At 73.3% G+C, this 15933-nt stretch carries 16 protein-coding genes; 11 read left to right on the top strand and 5 right to left on the bottom strand.

Features of this window, described 5'->3' with window-relative positions; all coding sequences use genetic code 11:
• The first annotated feature begins 48 nt into the window (after positions 1 to 48).
• From rpmI to ACFIF2_RS30805, 8 genes are all read left to right on the top strand, one after another.
• Positions 49 to 243: a 50S ribosomal protein L35 gene (gene rpmI / locus ACFIF2_RS30770; protein ID WP_003977225.1), complete on the top strand. Its 195-nt coding sequence runs from the start codon at positions 49 to 51 to the stop codon at positions 241 to 243.
• A gap of 100 nt (positions 244 to 343) precedes the next feature.
• Positions 344 to 727: a 50S ribosomal protein L20 gene (gene rplT / locus ACFIF2_RS30775; protein WP_019325184.1), complete on the top strand. Its 384-nt coding sequence runs from the start codon at positions 344 to 346 to the stop codon at positions 725 to 727.
• Positions 728 to 886: 159 nt separating this feature from the next.
• Entirely contained in the window at positions 887 to 1732 is an 846-nt protein-coding gene (locus ACFIF2_RS30780) for a TrmH family RNA methyltransferase (RefSeq protein WP_395576536.1), read from the top strand.
• A 50-nt stretch (positions 1733 to 1782) separates the two neighbouring features.
• Positions 1783 to 2922, top strand: a complete 1140-nt coding sequence (locus tag ACFIF2_RS30785; protein ID WP_395576537.1) for an ATP-binding protein — start codon at positions 1783 to 1785, stop codon at positions 2920 to 2922.
• Between the two features lie 191 nt (positions 2923 to 3113).
• Complete coding sequence (pheS, locus tag ACFIF2_RS30790) at positions 3114 to 4235, top strand: phenylalanine--tRNA ligase subunit alpha (RefSeq protein ID WP_395576538.1); 1122 nt, start codon at positions 3114 to 3116, stop codon at positions 4233 to 4235.
• Positions 4235 to 6748, top strand: coding sequence for a phenylalanine--tRNA ligase subunit beta (gene pheT, locus ACFIF2_RS30795; protein WP_395576539.1), 2514 nt, complete (start codon positions 4235 to 4237; stop codon positions 6746 to 6748). The genes pheS and pheT overlap by 1 nt, the downstream gene beginning before the upstream one ends.
• A 452-nt stretch (positions 6749 to 7200) precedes the next feature.
• The gene (locus ACFIF2_RS30800; RefSeq protein ID WP_395576540.1) at positions 7201 to 8541 is read left to right on the top strand and encodes a transcriptional regulator; all 1341 of its coding nucleotides are present in this window, start codon (positions 7201 to 7203) and stop codon (positions 8539 to 8541) included.
• Positions 8542 to 8656: 115 nt separating this feature from the next.
• Positions 8657 to 9220 carry an NUDIX hydrolase gene (locus ACFIF2_RS30805; RefSeq protein ID WP_395576541.1) on the top strand — a complete coding sequence of 188 codons (564 nt, stop codon included), beginning with the start codon at positions 8657 to 8659 and terminating at the stop codon, positions 9218 to 9220.
• Here ACFIF2_RS30805 and ACFIF2_RS30810 read toward each other — a convergent pair whose 3' ends face one another.
• Positions 9221 to 9478 (bottom strand): hypothetical protein, encoded by a 258-nt coding sequence (locus ACFIF2_RS30810; protein WP_395576542.1) that lies wholly within the window; start codon positions 9476 to 9478, stop codon positions 9221 to 9223.
• Positions 9479 to 9663: 185 nt separating this feature from the next.
• Positions 9664 to 10536, bottom strand: a complete 873-nt coding sequence (locus ACFIF2_RS30815; RefSeq protein WP_395576543.1) for a 3-hydroxybutyryl-CoA dehydrogenase — start codon at positions 10534 to 10536, stop codon at positions 9664 to 9666.
• A gap of 178 nt (positions 10537 to 10714) precedes the next feature.
• Here ACFIF2_RS30815 and ACFIF2_RS30820 point away from each other — a divergent pair, with 178 nt between their 5' ends.
• Positions 10715 to 11998, top strand: a complete 1284-nt coding sequence (locus ACFIF2_RS30820) for a glycoside hydrolase family 10 protein (protein ID WP_395576544.1) — start codon at positions 10715 to 10717, stop codon at positions 11996 to 11998.
• Positions 11999 to 12016: 18 nt separating this feature from the next.
• On the opposite strand, the gene ACFIF2_RS30825 is transcribed toward ACFIF2_RS30820, so the two are convergent.
• Complete coding sequence (locus ACFIF2_RS30825) at positions 12017 to 12211, bottom strand: DUF1918 domain-containing protein (protein WP_395576545.1); 195 nt, start codon at positions 12209 to 12211, stop codon at positions 12017 to 12019.
• A 28-nt stretch (positions 12212 to 12239) separates the two neighbouring features.
• Positions 12240 to 13196 carry a DMT family transporter gene (locus tag ACFIF2_RS30830; protein ID WP_395576546.1) on the bottom strand — a complete coding sequence of 319 codons (957 nt, stop codon included), beginning with the start codon at positions 13194 to 13196 and terminating at the stop codon, positions 12240 to 12242.
• Here ACFIF2_RS30830 and ACFIF2_RS30835 point away from each other — a divergent pair.
• Positions 13195 to 14673 carry a PLP-dependent aminotransferase family protein gene (locus tag ACFIF2_RS30835; RefSeq protein WP_395576547.1) on the top strand — a complete coding sequence of 493 codons (1479 nt, stop codon included), beginning with the start codon at positions 13195 to 13197 and terminating at the stop codon, positions 14671 to 14673. The two genes, ACFIF2_RS30830 and ACFIF2_RS30835, sit on opposite strands and share 2 nt — an antisense overlap.
• 40 nt (positions 14674 to 14713) lie before the next feature.
• Complete coding sequence (locus ACFIF2_RS30840; RefSeq protein ID WP_395576548.1) at positions 14714 to 15154, top strand: GNAT family N-acetyltransferase; 441 nt, start codon at positions 14714 to 14716, stop codon at positions 15152 to 15154.
• A gap of 226 nt (positions 15155 to 15380) precedes the next feature.
• On the opposite strand, the gene ACFIF2_RS30845 is transcribed toward ACFIF2_RS30840, so the two are convergent.
• Complete coding sequence (locus ACFIF2_RS30845) at positions 15381 to 15833, bottom strand: DUF6314 family protein (RefSeq protein WP_395576549.1); 453 nt, start codon at positions 15831 to 15833, stop codon at positions 15381 to 15383.
• Positions 15834 to 15933 lie beyond the last annotated feature (100 nt).

A 15933-nucleotide genomic window follows, 5' to 3' on the forward strand; every position in this document is an offset into this window, starting at 1 on the left:
TTTCACGACCGGGCACCGGAGCGCCACCGACGAGGAGAGAACGGCGCTATGCCGAAGAACAAGTCGCACAGCGGTGCCAGCAAGCGCTTCAAGATCACCGGCTCCGGCAAGGTGCTCCGTGAGCGCGCCGGCAAGCGCCACCTGCTCGAGCACAAGTCGTCCCGTGTGACGCGTCGCCTCACCGGCAACGCCGAGATGGCCCCGGGCGACGCCGCGAAGATCAAGAAGCTTCTCGGCAAGTGACGCGCCGGCGCCTCCACTGAGCGCCGTACGTCAAGACCGGGACCCCATCGATACCGGGCCGCGTGAGGATCACCGCGGCCCCGCTACAAGGAGTTAAAAAGTGGCACGCGTCAAGCGGGCAGTCAACGCCCACAAGAAGCGCCGGGCGATCCTCGAGCAGGCCTCCGGCTACCGCGGTCAGCGTTCGCGCCTGTACCGCAAGGCCAAGGAGCAGGTCACCCACTCGCTGGTCTACAACTACAACGACCGCAAGAAGCGCAAGGGTGACTTCCGCCAGCTGTGGATCCAGCGCATCAACGCCGCTGCCCGCGCCAACGGCATCACGTACAACCGCTTCATCCAGGGTCTGAAGGCCGCCAACATCGAGGTGGACCGCAAGATCCTCGCCGAGCTGGCCGTCAACGACGCGGGTGCGTTCGCCGCGCTCGTCGAGGTCGCCCAGAAGGCGCTGCCGAGCGACGTCAACGCGCCGAAGGCCGCGTGACGCTGCGCCGGCTTTGAGCCGACGTGACTGGACCCGCAGGTGCACAGCCTGCGGGTCCGTCTGTGTCTGGCGTCTTCTGTCGAATCGAGTGTGCGGACCGGCCGTGGCTGGTCGCGCAGTTCCCCGCGCCCCTAGGGCATCTCGCCGAGGTAAGTCGAAATGGTTGCTGCTCCCGAGCTGATCTCCCCCCGTTCCCCCCGTGTCGTTGCCGCGCGGCGGTTGGGGAAGCGGAACTTTCGGGGGAAGGAGCGGCTGTTCCTGGCCGAGGGGCCGCAGGCCGTGCGGGAGGCCGCGGGGTACGGGGACACCCTGGTCGAGCTGTTCGCCACCGTCGAGGCCGCGGAGCGGTACGCCGACATCATCGGTGCGGCCCGTGACGCGGGCGCCCGCGTCCACCTCGCCGCCGAGCAGGTGATCGAGGACATCTCCACCACCGTCACCCCGCAGGGCCTGGTCGGGGTCTGCCGGTTCGTGGACACCCCCTTCGACGACATCCTCGCCGCCCGCCCCAAGCTCGTCGCCGTCCTCGCCCACGTACGCGACCCCGGCAACGCCGGCACCGTGCTGCGCTGCGCCGACGCCGCCGGCGCCGAGGCGGTCGTCCTCACCGACGCCTCCGTCGACCTGTACAACCCCAAGGCCGTACGCGCCTCCGTCGGCTCCCTGTTCCACCTCCCCGTGGCCGTCGGCGTCCCCGTCGAGCGGGCCGTGGCCGGACTGCGGGACGCCGGGGTCCGGGTCCTGGCCGCCGACGGCGCCGGCGAGCACGACCTCGACGCGGAACTGGACGCGGGCACCATGGGCGGCCCCACCGCCTGGGTCTTCGGCAACGAGGCCTGGGGGCTCCCGGAAGAGACCCGCGCCCTCGCCGACGCCGTCCTGCGCGTCCCGATCCACGGCAAGGCCGAGAGTCTGAACCTCGCCACCGCCGCCGCCGTATGTCTCTACGCGTCGGCGCGTGCACAGCGCGCCGCCGGAGGGTGCCGCTCCGTCACCAACGCCTAGTAGGGTGACCAGCTCAAGGCCCCTGCGCGGTCGAGAGGTGGGGTACGGGGATGAGCGTCGGCACGAGCAGCGCACCGGGGGCGCGCGAGGCGCCGCGTCCGCCCGCGCCCCGCACGCCGGGTGATCCGGCGGGCCTCGGCGTCGACCCCGACGACCTGCCCGACGGCCTCGTCGTAGCGGACGAGCACGGCCGCGTCGTCCGCTTCAACGCGGCGGCCGCGCGCATCACCGCCGTCCCCGCCGCCGACGCCCTCGGACAGCCGCTGGACAAAGCCCTCCCGCTGGAGGACCTGGAGGGCCGGCGCTGGTGGCAGCTGACCGACCCCTACGGCGGCCTCGCCATCCGCGTCCGCCAGCCCGAACGCAACCTCCTGCTCCCCGGCGGCCGGGAGGTCCTCGTCTCCGCCCGCTACGTGCGTACCGAGCGCCTCGGCCCCGTCCACCGCGTCGTCGTCACCCTGCGCGACACCGAGGCCCGGCGCCGTACCGAACGCAGCCATGCCGAGCTGATCGCCACCGTCGCCCACGAACTGCGCTCGCCCCTCACCTCCGTCAAGGGCTTCACGGCGACGCTGCTGGCCAAGTGGGAGCGGTTCACCGACGACCAGAAGCGGCTGATGCTGGAGACCGTCGACGCGGACGCCGACCGGGTCACCCGGCTCATCGCCGAGCTGCTCGACATCTCCCGGATCGACTCGGGCCGGCTGGAGGTCCGCCGCCAGCCCGTCGACATCGGCGCCGCCGTCGGCCGCCACATCCAGGCGTACGTCGCCGCCGGCCAGGAGGCCGACCGGTTCCTGCTGCGCCTCTCCCAGCCCCTGCCCGACCTGTGGGCCGACCCCGACAAGATCGACCAGGTGCTGAGCAACCTGCTGGAAAATGCCGTGCGCCACGGCGAGGGAACCGTCACCATCGACATCACGCCCACGGCGTCCCCCCGCGAAGGGGAGGACACCGGCACGTCGGTCACGGTGAGCGACGAAGGGGCCGGCATCCCGGAGGAGTCCATGAACCGCGTCTTCACCCGCTTCTGGCGGGGCAGCAAGCGCGGTGGCACCGGCCTCGGGCTGTACATCGTCAAGGGCATCGTCGAGGCCCACGGCGGCACCATCACGGTCGGCCGCGCCCCCGGCGGCGGCGCGGAGTTCCGATTTACGCTGCCCGTGGCGGCACCGGCCTACCTGGCCTGAGCACTGCGGGCGCATTCGTCTCCCTCCACCCCGTTAGACTCGGCCTTTGGCACCTTTGTGTCCCGCAGGCGGAGACGCTCGACGCAGACGCTTCGTCCGCAGACGCTTCGTCCACGAGCCGGTGACGGGGACCATCAGCATGGGGGCACCTCCCAGCGGTAGCTGGGGGACAATCGGAAGCACGGGAAGAGATGTCGGCACCGAATAAGTCGTACGACCCTGTCGAGGTCGAGGCGTTGAAACCGGAAGAGATCGAGCGCATGCGGGACGAGGCGCTCGCCGCCTTCGCCGCCGCGGACTCCCTCGACGCGCTCCAGGAGGCCAAGGTCGCCCACACCGGCGGCACCTCCCCGCTGGCGCTGGCCAACCGCGAGATCGGGGCCCTGCCGCCGCAGGCCAAGGCCGAGGCCGGCAAGCGCGTCGGCCAGGCGCGCGGCGCGGTGAACAAGGGGCTGGCCGCGCGCCAGGCCGAGCTGGAGGCCGAGCGCGACGCGCGGGTCCTGGTCGAGGAGGCCGTGGACGTCACGCTGCCCTACGACCGCGTCCCGGCCGGCGCCCGCCACCCGCTCACCACGCTCTCCGAGCGCATCGAGGACGTCTTCGTGGCCATGGGCTACGAGGTCGCCGAGGGCCCCGAGGCCGAGGCCGAGTGGTTCAACTTCGACGCCCTCAACATCGGCCCGGACCACCCCGCGCGCGGCGAGGCCGACACCTTCTTCGTGCAGGGCCCGAAGGGCGGCACCGAGTCCGGCGTCGTGCTGCGCACCCACACCTCGCCCGTGCAGATCCGCTCCGCGCTGGAGCGCGAGCTGCCGGTCTACGTGATCTGCCCCGGCCGGGTGTACCGCACCGACGAGCTGGACGCCACGCACACCCCCGTCTTCCACCAGGTCGAGCTGCTCGCCATCGACGAGGGCCTGACCATGGCGGACCTCAAGGGCACCCTGGACCACATGGTCCAGTCGCTGTTCGGCGCGGAGATGAAGACCCGGCTCAGGCCGAACTTCTTCCCCTTCACCGAGCCGTCCGCCGAGATGGACATGCTCTGCTACGTATGCAAGGGCGAGTCCGTCGGCAACCCCGACCGGCCCTGCCGCACCTGCTCCAGCGAGGGCTGGATCGAGCTGGGCGGCTGCGGCATGGTCAACCCGCGGGTGCTCACCGCCTGCGGCGTCGACCCCGAGAAGTACAGCGGCTTCGCCTTCGGGTTCGGCATCGAGCGGATGCTGATGTTCCGCCACAACGTAGAGGACATGCGAGACATGGTCGAGGGTGACGTCCGGTTCACCCGGCCGTTCGGGATGGAGATCTGATGCGGGTCCCGCTTTCCTGGCTGCGGGAGTACGTCGACCTGCCGGCCACCGAGACCGGCCGCGACGTGCAGGCCAAGCTGATTTCGGCCGGTCTGGAGGTCGAGACCGTCGAGCACCTGGGCGCCGACCTCAAGGGCCCCCTCGTCGTCGGTCAGGTGCTGACCATCGAGGAGCTGGAGGGCTTCAAGAAGCCGATCCGCTTCTGCACCGTCGACGTCGGCCGGGCCAACGGCACCGGTGAGCCCCAGGAGATCGTCTGCGGCGCCCGGAACTTCGCCGTCGGCGACAAGGTCGTCGTGGTCCTCCCCGGCGCCACCCTGCCCGGCGGCTTCTCGATCAGCGCCCGCAAGACGTACGGCAAGACGTCCCACGGCATGATCTGCTCCGGCGACGAGCTGGGCATGGGCGACGACGGCAGCCACGGCATCATCGTGCTGCCGCCGGAGACCGAGGTCGGCAAGGACGCCATCGAGCTGCTGGAGCTGGTCGACGAGGTCCTGGACATCGCCGTCACCGCCAACCGCGGCGACTGCCTGTCCATCCGCGGCGTCGCCCGCGAGGCCGCCATCGCCTACGGCCTGCCGCTGCGCGACCCGGCGCTGCTCGACGTGCCCGCGCCGAACGCCTACGGCTACCCGGTGAAGATCGCCGACCCGAGCGGCTGCGACCGCTTCACCGCCCGCACGGTCACCGGCCTCAGCGCCGAGGCGCGCTCCCCGATCTGGCTCCAGCGCCGGCTCCAGAAGGTCGGCATGCGCCCGATCTCGCTCGCCGTCGACGTCACGAACTACGTGATGATGGAGCTGGGCCAGCCCCTGCACGCCTACGACCGCTCCCTGGTCCAGGGCACCATCGGCGTCCGCCGCGCCGAGGAGGGCGAGAAGATCGTCACCCTCGACGGCGTCGAGCGGAAGCTGCACGCCGAGGACCTGGTCATCACCGACGAGCGCGGCCCGATCGGCCTCGCCGGCGTCATGGGCGGCGCCAACACGGAGATCGCCGACCACGGCGACACCGAGAACGCCACGAGTGACGTGGTCATCGAGGCCGCCCACTTCGACCAGGTGGCCATCGCCCGCACCGCCCGCCGGCACAAGCTGTCCTCCGAGGCGTCCCGGCGCTTCGAGCGGGGCGTCGACCCGCAGGCCGCCGCCGCTGCCGCGCAGCGCACCGTCGACCTGCTGGTGCTGCTCGCCGGCGGCACCGCCGAGGCCGGTGTCACCGAGATCAGCGCCCCGCCCGTGCCGCACAGCATCCGCGTCCCGGCCGACCACCCGGACAAGGTCGCGGGCGTGGAGTACGGCCGCGAGACCGTCGTACGCCGCCTCCAGGAGGTCGGCTGCGACGTGTACGGACAGGACGAGCTGATCGTCACCGTGCCGTCCTGGCGGCCCGACCTCACCGACCCGAACGACCTGGCCGAAGAGGTCATCCGCCTGGAGGGCTACGAGAACCTGCCCTCCACGCTGCCCCGCCCCCCGGCGGGCCGCGGCCTGACCTCCCGGCAGCGGCTGCACCGCCGCATCGGGCGCGCCCTGGCCGGCGCCGGCTACGTCGAGGCGCCGAACTACCCCTTCCTCAGCGAGCAGGTCTTCGACCAGCTCGGGCTGGACGCCGACGACCCGGCCCGCCGTGTCGTCAAGCTGGTCAACCCGCTCAGCGACGAGGAGCCCGCGCTGCGGACCACGCTGCTGCCGGGCCTGCTCGGCGCGCTGCGCCGCAACGACGGCCGGGGCTCGCACGACCTCGCCCTCTTCGAGACCGGCCTGGTCTTCCACCCGCGCGACGAGCAGCGTGTCGCCGCGAACCTGCCCGTCGACCGGCGGCCCAGCGCCGACGACCTCGCCGCGCTGGACGCCGCGCTGCCCGACCAGCCGCGGCACGTAGCCGTCGTCCTGGCCGGCGCCCGCGAGCAGGCCGGCTGGTGGGGCAAGGGCCGTCCGGCCGACTGGGCCGACTCCGTCGAGGCCGCCCGGACCGTCGCCCGCGAGGCCGGTGCCGAACTGGGCGTCCGCAAGGGCCAGTACGGGCCGTGGCACCCGGGCCGGTGCGCCGAGCTGTTCGTCACCGTGGACGGCGAGGACCGGGTCGTAGGCCACGCCGGCGAGCTGCACCCGCGGGTACTCAAGGCGCTCGGTCTGCCCGCCCGCACCTGCGCGATGGAGCTGGACCTCGACGCCGTGGGGCGGGTCGGCGACGACACCCCGCAGGCGCCGGGCATCTCCACCTTCCCGGTGGCCACGCAGGACGTCGCCCTCGTCGTCGACGCGTTCGTGCCGGCCACCGAGGTCGAGGCGGCGCTGCGCGAGGGCGCGGGCGAACTGCTGGAGTCCATCCGGCTGTTCGACGTCTACGACAACGCGGAGCAGCTCGGCGAGGGGCGCAAGTCCCTGGCGTACGCGCTGCGTTTCCGCGCGGGGGACCGGACGCTGACGGTCGACGAGGCCTCCGCGGCCCGTGACGCGGCGGTCGCCCTCGCGGGCGAGCGGGTCGGAGCGGTGCTGCGTAGTTAGGGGTTCGCGTTCGCCCGAGGGGCGGGGGCTTCTGCCGGTCGGCGGCCGCGGGTAGTCGGTGGCCGGCCGCGCAGTTCCCCGCGCCCCTCGGCGGCGTCACCGCAACGCGCCCGAAGGGGCGCGGGGAACTGCGCGAGCAACCACGACGCACCCGCACTCGACAGCGCGTCCGCACACGCGACGGCGATCCGTCGCCCCGCGCAACCGGCGGAGCCGTCCGCCCCGCCACGGAGTGTCGGGCAGGCAGCCGGGCGGACGGCGTGGAAACGGGCCGCCGCACTGTACGAGGGGGAGCCGGCGGCCCGGCCGGCCTCTTTCGAGGCAGTTCAGTCAACCGGCCCGGTACGCTCCGCGACAGCGCGCGCACGGTACGGATGCGCGTACTCCGTTCACACCCCGTGTGAAGGCCGACGCACTACGCTGTCGGCACCGAGTCACCCGGGGGGGCACCCATGCAGCCCAACACCCTGCTCGACGCGATCCTGGACGAGGCCGGGATCTCGCACGCGGGACTGGCCGCGCACGTCAACCAGGCGGGGCGGGCCCGCGGGCTGGCACTGAGATACGAACACACCGCCGTCGCCCGGTGGTTGAAGGGGCAGCGGCCGCGCGGCCAGGTGCCCGACCTGATCTGCGAGGTCCTCGCGTCCCGGCTGCACCGCCCCGTCACCCTCGACGACATCGGGCTCGGCGTGCCCGGCGAGCCCGCCGCCCCGCACACCGGCTCGCTGTCCGGGTTCGTGGAGCGGGCGACCGCGCTGTGGCGCTCCGACCAGCAGCAGCGCGCGCACATCCTCGGCGCCCCCGCGCTCACCGGCACGCCCGCAGTGATGCCGGTGTGGGAGTGGGAGAACCCGCCCGAGGACGTGGACGTCTCCCGCGGCGGCCGGCACCGGGTCACCCCGGCCGACCTGGAGATGCTGCGCTCGGCCCGCGCCCACTACGAGCAGATGTACCGCAAGGCCGGCGGCATGGCGACCCGCGCCCGCATCGTCGGCTTCCTCAACTCCGAGGCGGCCCCGCTGCTGCGCGGCGGCTACACCGACGCCACCGGCCGCCAACTGCACCGGGCCACCGGCGGGTTGGTCGCGGTCGCCGGCATCTGCGCGTACGACTCCGACGCGCACGGCCTGGCGCAGCGCTACTTCCACCAGGCCCTCCGGCTCGCGAAGGCCAGCGGGGACCGGGGCCTGGGCGCCTACGTCATCGCGCTCCTGGTCAACCAGGCGCTGTTCATGCGCGAGAACCGGCAGGCCGTCGCCTTCGCCGAGGCCGCGCTGCGCGCCGCGGGCCGGCACATCACCCCCGCCCTCGCCTCCGACCTGTACGCGATGCAGGCCAAGGCGTACGCCCACCTCGGCGACGGCACGAGCGCGCTGTCCTGCATCCGGCGGGCCGAGCAGGCCGCGGAACGCATCCGGCGCGGGTACGAACCCGACGAGACCGGCTATGTGCAGCCCGGACTGGTCAACGTCCAGGTCGCCGAGGCCCTGCTGAGCCTCGGCGAGATCGCCGCGGCCGGTGAGCACGCCGCGGCGGCCGTGGACAACCCCGCGCACGACCGCGGGCGGGTGCACCGGCTCGCCATGCTCAGCACGATCGAGCTGCGCCGGGGCAACGCCGACAAGGCGGTGGCCACCGCGGTGCAGATGGCCGAACAGGCCCGGGGCATGGAGTCCCAGCGCCTGCGCGACAGACTCCGCGCGGTCCGCGAGCACCTGGTGCGCAGCGGCGGCGCGGGCACGGCGGAGGCCGCCGAACTCATCGACGGGGCCCTGCGCGTACCGCTGTGACGTCCGGTCCCGGGCCCGCTGCGCCCACCGCCGCGCCGTGAGCGGCGTCGTGCGCCTGCTGCCGAGCCGCTCCTGCTGCGATATTGCCACCTACTCGAAGAAGGGTGGCAGAACCGTGCAGTGGACGAAACAGAACGAACAAACTGTGTACTCAAACCGCTGGTTCAGCGTCAATCTCGCCGACGTGGGGCTACCGGACGGCCGGCACCTCGACCACTTCCTGATACGGATGCGTCCCGTGGCCGTGGCCACGGTCGTCAACGACGCCGCAGAGGTCCTCCTGCTGTGGCGGCACCGCTTCATCACCGACAGCTGGGGCTGGGAACTCGCGGCCGGCGTCGTCGAGGACGGCGAGGACGTCGCGGTCGCGGCGGCCAGGGAACTGGAGGAGGAGACCGGCTGGCGGCCGGGACCGCTGCGCCACCTCATGAGCGTGGAGCCGTCCAACGGACTCACCGACGCCCGGCACCACATCTACTGGGCCGACGAGGGCGAGTACGTCGGGCATCCCGTGGACGACTTCGAGTCGGACCGCCGGGAGTGGGTCCCGCTCAAGGTCGTTCCCGACCTGGTCGCCCGCGGGGAGGTCCCGGCCGCCAACATGGCGGCCGCGTTGCTCCTCCTCCACCACCTCAGGCTCGGACAGGACACCCCGCCCGCCCCGGGCGCCAGGGGCTAGCTAACGCCCGAGGGCCTGCCACACCGCCACGACCAGGGCGCCCACGGCCGTGACGACCGCGACCGAGGGCAGCGGCCAGCGGGCGTGCTCCAGGGCGGTCAGCCGGGTGTTGATGTCGTCCAGCTCCTTGGCGGTCTCCTCGGTCCGGTGGGAGAGCAGCGCCAGTCCGCCCTCGACGCGGGCGTAGGCCACGTCGAGCCGGCGCCGTAACTCCGCGAGTTCTCCCTGATGGACGGAATGCTCGGGATCGGCGGTCACGGACCGCTCCTTTCCGTAGTCGTCTCACGTCCCTTGCATGTGCATGGTGAGTCAACCCGCCTGGTGGGCGCGTGGGGAGAGTGTGCGCCGGGCATATGCGTGCCCGGTGCGCACACGCCGTGTGAACGCCGCGGGCCCGGCACCTCGTCAGGTGCCGGGCCCGCGCGGGGTCACACTCCGTGCCGTCAGCCGTAGGAGTAGAAGCCCGAGCCGCTCTTGCGGCCCAGTCGGCCCGCGTCGACCATCCGCTGGAGCAGCGGGGGAGCGGCGTACAGCGGTTCCTTGTACTCCTCGTACATCGAGTACGCGACCGAGGCGACCGTGTCCAGGCCGATCAGGTCGGCCAGCTTCAGCGGGCCCATCGGGTGGGCGCAGCCCATCTCCATGCCGTTGTCGATGTCCTCGCGGCTGGCGATGCCCGACTCGAACATCCGGATCGCGGAGAGGAGGTACGGGATCAGCAGCGCGTTGACCACGAAGCCGGAGCGGTCCTGGGCGCGGATGGAGTGCTTGCCGAGCACCTTCTCCGTGAAGAGCTGCGCCCGGCTGAGCGTGCCCTCGGAGGTCGTGAGCGCCGGGATCAGCTCGACGAGCTGCTGGACCGGGGCCGGGTTGAAGAAGTGGATGCCGATGACGTGGTCGGGCCGCGAGGTGGCCACCGCCAGCTTCACCAGCGGGATCGAGGAGGTGTTGGAGGCCAGGATCGCGTCCGGCCGGGTCACGACCTGGTCGAGCACCTGGAAGATCTCGGTCTTGACCTGCTCGTTCTCGACGACGGCCTCGATCACCAGGTCACGGTCGGCGAACTCGCCGAGGTCGGTGGTGAAGCTCAGGCGCGCCTGCGTGGCGTCCCGCTCCTCCTCGGTGATCTTGCCGCGCTCGGCGGCCTTGCTCAGCGAGTTGTACAGCCGGGTGCGGCCGATCTCCAGGGCCTCGCCGGTCGTCTCGGCGACCATCACCTCCAGACCGGAGCGGGCGCACACCTCCGCGATGCCCGCTCCCATCTGACCGCAGCCCACCACGCCGACGCGTGTGATATCTCCCGAGATGCCGGTCACATCGTCCCTTTCGCTGACTTCACGGCGGTGGCAGCAGGCACGCCGGGGTCCCCGGTGCCTGCTCCGATCGAGCACGTTACCTCCGAATGGCCACGGATCCGTCCCCCGGGTCGGGCATGCTGGGTTCTCCCTCACGATCCGTGACAGCGCGGATCCGCACCGTTCAGGAGGTCTCCCCATGGGCCGTGTCTCGCGTCGTGCCTTCGCGGTGGCGGCGTTGTCGGCGCTCACCGTCGCCTCCCGGGCGTCGGCGGCGCCGATTCCGTCGGGCGCCCCCACCCCGCCGCCGGCACCGGGTCCCGAGGCGGGCGGGCCCGCGCGGCGGGCCGTCACCGGGATGCGGGGCATGTGGCTGGCCACGGTGGCCAACCGCGACTGGCCCACCCGCGCGGGGCTGCGCGCGTCCGAGCAGCGCGCGGAACTGGTCGAGCACCTCGACAACGCGGTCCGGCACGGGCTGAACACGGTGATCTTCCAGGTCCGGCCGACGGCCGACGCGCTGTGGCCTTCGGCACACGAGCCCTGGTCGCAGTACCTGTCCGGCAGCCAGGGCCGCGACCCCGGCTGGGACCCGCTGGGCACGGCGGTCGAGGAGGCCCACGCCCGCGGGCTGGAGCTGCACGCCTGGTTCAACCCGTACCGCGTCGCCACCCACGACGACCCCTCCCACCTGGTGCCCTCGCACCCCGCGCGCAAGAACCCCGGGTGGGTGGTGCCGTACGGCGGCAAGCTCTACTACAACCCGGGCCTGCCCGAGGTCAGGGCCTTCGTGCAGGACGCGATGATGGACGCGGTCGAGAAGTACGCGGTGGACGGCGTCCACTTCGACGACTACTTCTACCCCTATCCGGTGGCCGGCCAGAGCTTCGACGACGGCGGCACCTACGGCACCTACGGCACCGGCTTCGCCACCCGGGCCGCGTGGCGGCGGGACAACATCGACCTGCTGGTGCGCGAGACGGCGGCCCGCGTCAAGGAGATCCGGCCGACTGCCCGCTTCGGCGTCAGCCCCTTCGGGGTGTGGCGCAACGCCGCCACCGACGCGCGCGGCTCGGACACCAGGGCGGGCGTGCAGACGTACGACGACCTGCACGCGGACACCCGCAGGTGGGTGCGCGAGGGCTGGATCGACTACATCGTGCCGCAGCTGTACTGGAACATCGGCCTGGCCGCCGCCGACTACGCGAAGCTGGTCCCGTGGTGGGCGGAGGTGGCCAGGGGCAGCCGCACGCAGCTGTACATCGGCGAGGCCCTGTACAAGGCCGGTGACCCGGCGCAGCCCGCCGCCTGGCAGGACCCGGCCGAGCTGACCCGCCACCTCACGCTGGCACAGGGGCACCCCGAGGTGCGCGGGCACGTGTTCTTCTCGGCGAAAGAGGTGGCCGAGGACCGGATCGGGGCGCTGGCGCGGGTGAGCGCCGACCACTACACGCGGCCGGCCGCCCGCACCCCGCGCCGGTAGGGACCGCCGCGGGAAGGTCTAGAGCTGGATCTCCCGGTGCCGGATCTCGGAGTCGGGGCCGGGCGAGCACACGGCCTCGTGCCCGTCCTGGAACCGGACCCGGTACGGGGGAGCGCCCTCCTTGCCCATGACTTCGACGATCTCCGCCACCTTGTCGTGCTCACCGACCACCCGGCCGTGCTGGATCAGCTGATCGCCCTTGGTCGCATGCATCTGTGGGGCCTCCTCACGCGCGTGCCGTTCAGCCCCGGGCCCGCTGGGTGACCGCGATGCACACCAGTACCGCCGCGGCGGTCAGCGGAGCGGCCACCGTCAGGTGCTCGCCCAGGAGAAGTACCGACCACACCAGTGTGAGCAGCGGCTGCGCCAGCTGCAACTGGCTCGCCTTCGGGATGCCGATGGCCGCCATGCCCCGGTACCAGACGACCAGGCCGAGGAACTGCGAGCCCGCGGAGACCCACAGCAGCCCGGTCACGCTGTGCGCGGTCAGGTGCACCGGCTCGTACGCCAGGGCCACGGCGGCCATCGGCACGGTCAGCGGCAGGCACAGCACCAGCGCCCACCCGATGACGTGCCAGCCCGGCATCACCCGGGCCAGCCGGCCGCCCTCGGTGTAGCCGGCCGCGCACACCAGCAGCGCCGCGAAGAGATAGACGTCGGCCGTGGACAGGGCGCCGCCGCTCTGCTGCACGGTGAAGGCGAGTACGGCGGCCGCGCCCGCCAGGGCCGCGCACCAGAAGGTGCGCGAGGGCCGGGTGCCGATGCGCAGGGCGGACAGCAGGGCGGTGGTCAGCGGGAGCAGGCCGACCACGACGGCGGCGTGCGCGGTGGTCGAGGTCCGCAGGGCCAGCGTGGTCAGCAGGGGGAAGCCGAGCACCACCCCGCCGCCCACCACCGCGAGCCCGGACCAGTGGCGCCGCTCGGGCAGGGGCACGCGCAGCGCCAGCAGACACCCGCCGGCGATCACCGCGGCCAGGATGCTGCGCACCGCGATGAGGGACCACGGGCCGAAGCCCTCCAGCCCCCAGGCGGTGGCGGGGAAGGTGAGGGAGAACGCGGCGACACCCAGGGCGGCCTGGAGGGTGCCGAACGAACGGGTGCCGGACGAAAGGGTGCCGGACGCGCGGGTGCCGGACGCGGTGTCCGGGCCGCCGACTGCTATCGCGGAAGTCCTGGTAGCGCTACTCTGTGCTCTCATGCATGAGCGTAGCAGCGTCGCTGACCTGGCGGACAAGCTCCGGAGGGAGCTGGACCGCTACTCGCCCGGAGGAAAGCTCCCGTCCAGCCGGGCCCTCGTCGACCGCTTCCGGGTCAGCCCGGTCACCGTCTCCCGCGCCCTGGCCCAGCTCGCCGCCGAGGGGCTGGTGGTGACCCGCCCCGGCGCCGGTGCCTTCCGTGCCGCGCGGCGCCCGTCGGCGGCCGCGCCCGCCGGGGACACCTCCTGGCAGGAGGTCGCGCTCAGCGCGGACGGCGCCGCCGACCTCGTACCGCGCTCGGTCGACGCCTCGGGCGTACTGGTCTCGCTGGCCGCCCCGTCGCCCGGCGTCGTGGAGTTCAACGGCGGCTATCTGCACCCGTCGTTGCAGCCGGAGCGGGCGATGGCGGCGGCCCTGTCCCGGGCCGGGCGGCGGCCCGGCGCGTGGGGCCGGCCGCCGATGGAGGGTCTGCCGGAGCTGCGGGAGTGGTTCGCGCGCGGCATCGGCGGGGCCATCACGGCGGCGGAGGTGCTGGTCACCGCGGGCGGCCAGTCCGCGCTGGCCATCGCGCTGCGGGCGCTGGCCCCGCCCGGTGCACCCGTCCTCGTCGAGTCCCCGACCTACCCCGGCATGCTGGCCATCGCCCGCGCGGCCGGCCTGCGCCCGGTACCGGTCCCGGTGGACGCGGACGGCGTGCGGCCGGCCCTGCTCGCCGACGCCTTCCGGGCGACCGGCGCCCGCGTCTTCGTCTGCCAGCCCCTGTTCCAGAACCCGACCGGCGCCGTGCTCGCCCCCGAGCGGCGCGGCGAGGTGCTGCGCATCGCCCGCGCCGCCGGCGCCTTCGTCGTCGAGGACGACTTCGTACGGCGCCTGGTGCACGACGACTCGGGCCCGCTGCCCGCCCCGCTCGCCGCCGACGACCCGGACGGCGTCGTCGTCCACGTCGGCTCGCTGACCAAGGCGACCTCGCCGAGCTTCCGGGTGAGCGTCCTGGCCGCGCGCGGGCCGGTGCTGGAACGGCTGCGGGCCATCCAGGTCGTCGACACCTTCTTCGTGCCCAGGCCCCTCCAGGAGGCGGCGCTGGAACTCGTCGGCTCGCCCGCCTGGCCGCGCCATCTGCGCTCGGTCTCGACGGAGCTGAAGGCCCGCCGGGACGCGATGACGTCCGCGCTGCGCCTGCACCTGCCGGAGTTCGCCCTGCCCCACATCCCGTCCGGCGGCTACCACCTGTGGCTGCGCCTGCCCGACGGCACCGGGGACACCGCGCGCTCCTTCGGTCCCGGGGGCGAGGCCGCCCTCACCGCGGCCGCCCTGCGCGCGGGCGTGGCGATCACCCCGGGCCGCCCGTACTTCAGCGCCGAGCCCCCGGCGGCCCACCTGCGGCTGAGCTTCGCGGCGGTCGCGGGTACCGGGGAGATCGCGGAAGGGGTACGGCGCCTGCGCACGGCCTGCGCACAGGTGTGGGACGCACGCCCATAACCGGTCGACGCGGTCCCGCCGCCCCTGCGAGCATCCCGGCATGACCGACACACCGGGCCTGCCCGACGGGTACGAACTCTCCACCGACCCGCACCGCCTCGACGCCGGGCGCGTGCACCACTGGCTGTCCACCGACGCGTACTGGGCGCTGGGGCGGTCCCGCGAGAAGCAGGACCGGGCGGTCGAGGGGTCGCTCAACTTCGGGGTGTACGACACGGTGTCCGGCGAACAGGTGGCGTACGCGCGGGTGGTCACCGACCGGGCGACCTTCGCCTGGCTGTGCGACGTGTACGTGGACCGCTCGGTGCGCGGCAAGGGCCTCGGCACGGCGCTGGTCGCGGCCGTCCGCGAGCACCTGCGCCCCTGGGGCGTGCGACGCCTCCTGCTCGCCACGCACGACGCGCACGGCGTCTACGAGAAGCTCGGCTTCACCGCGCTGGACCGGCCCGACCAGTGGATGGCGTTCGCCTTCGGCCCGTGAGCGGCGGCGGGCCCTGGGCGACCCACTGGTGACGCCCCTTGACCTGCGTACCCGCGCGCGGCACCGTCACCGCACAGCGGTTCGGGTCGCGTTCGTCGCGGCCGCGCGCGGCTCAGGCCGCGCGGGCCGCTGGAACCTCGGCTTCGAAGGGGCGCCCGCCGTAGGTACGGCCCGTCGGCCGGCCCCGGCTGCCCCACGACGCCGTGCGCCGACGGCCCCGGCGGCCTCAACGACCGCGTGTCTCGCGGACGTACTCCGTCGTGAGCAGCAGGTCCTTCGCCGGCCCGCCCACGCGCCACACGGTCCGCCAGTGGTCCCGGTCCCGGACGGTGAACTCGCCGCGGTAGAGGTCGGCGGCGCACGGATGGTCGGCCATGTGGCGTCCAGACGCCAGGTCGAGGTCGTGGAAGGGCCGTCCGTCTGCGAAGCACACGTCGGCGGTGCCCGGCGCCCGCCCCGGCGCGTAGCGCAGCGTCCGCCCGGCGGGCCGCGTCACGCCCTGCCAGGTGAAGGCCCCGGACTCCCGGCTGAGCAGTCCGCCGCCGTCCAGGGCGTCGAACGCGGTGGTCCCCTCGAAGCGGCCCGTCGCGCCACTCGCCAGATCCCGCACCGACCGCTCGGTGCGCCACCGGCCCGCGAGATACGCCAGCACGTCCGGCACCGGCCACAACTCGCCCATTTCCACCCGCTTTCCGCCTCCGGCCCCCTGGTTGCCGCGCGACCCATTGACGGGCCCGCACCCCCTCCCTATCTTGCCGTTCGAAGTGCTGACCAACGTC

This window comes from Streptomyces sp. BK79 (genome assembly GCF_044142145.1).
GTDB lineage: Bacteria > Actinomycetota > Actinomycetes > Streptomycetales > Streptomycetaceae > Streptomyces.

Coding starts and splice junctions, on each gene's coding strand:
- rpmI (WP_003977225.1), top strand. CDS start 49: ATGCCGAAGAACAAGTCGCACAGCGGTGCCAGCAAGCGCTTCAAGATC.
- ACFIF2_RS30780 (WP_395576536.1), top strand. CDS start 887: ATGGTTGCTGCTCCCGAGCTGATCTCCCCCCGTTCCCCCCGTGTCGTT.
- ACFIF2_RS30785 (WP_395576537.1), top strand. CDS start 1,783: ATGAGCGTCGGCACGAGCAGCGCACCGGGGGCGCGCGAGGCGCCGCGT.
- pheS (WP_395576538.1), top strand. CDS start 3,114: ATGTCGGCACCGAATAAGTCGTACGACCCTGTCGAGGTCGAGGCGTTG.
- pheT (WP_395576539.1), top strand. CDS start 4,235: ATGCGGGTCCCGCTTTCCTGGCTGCGGGAGTACGTCGACCTGCCGGCC.
- ACFIF2_RS30800 (WP_395576540.1), top strand. CDS start 7,201: ATGCAGCCCAACACCCTGCTCGACGCGATCCTGGACGAGGCCGGGATC.
- ACFIF2_RS30820 (WP_395576544.1), top strand. CDS start 10,715: ATGGGCCGTGTCTCGCGTCGTGCCTTCGCGGTGGCGGCGTTGTCGGCG.
- ACFIF2_RS30825 (WP_395576545.1), bottom strand. CDS start 12,211: ATGCATGCGACCAAGGGCGATCAGCTGATCCAGCACGGCCGGGTGGTC.
- ACFIF2_RS30835 (WP_395576547.1), top strand. CDS start 13,195: ATGCATGAGCGTAGCAGCGTCGCTGACCTGGCGGACAAGCTCCGGAGG.
- ACFIF2_RS30830 (WP_395576546.1), bottom strand. CDS start 13,196: ATGAGAGCACAGAGTAGCGCTACCAGGACTTCCGCGATAGCAGTCGGC.
- ACFIF2_RS30840 (WP_395576548.1), top strand. CDS start 14,714: ATGACCGACACACCGGGCCTGCCCGACGGGTACGAACTCTCCACCGAC.
- ACFIF2_RS30845 (WP_395576549.1), bottom strand. CDS start 15,833: ATGGGCGAGTTGTGGCCGGTGCCGGACGTGCTGGCGTATCTCGCGGGC.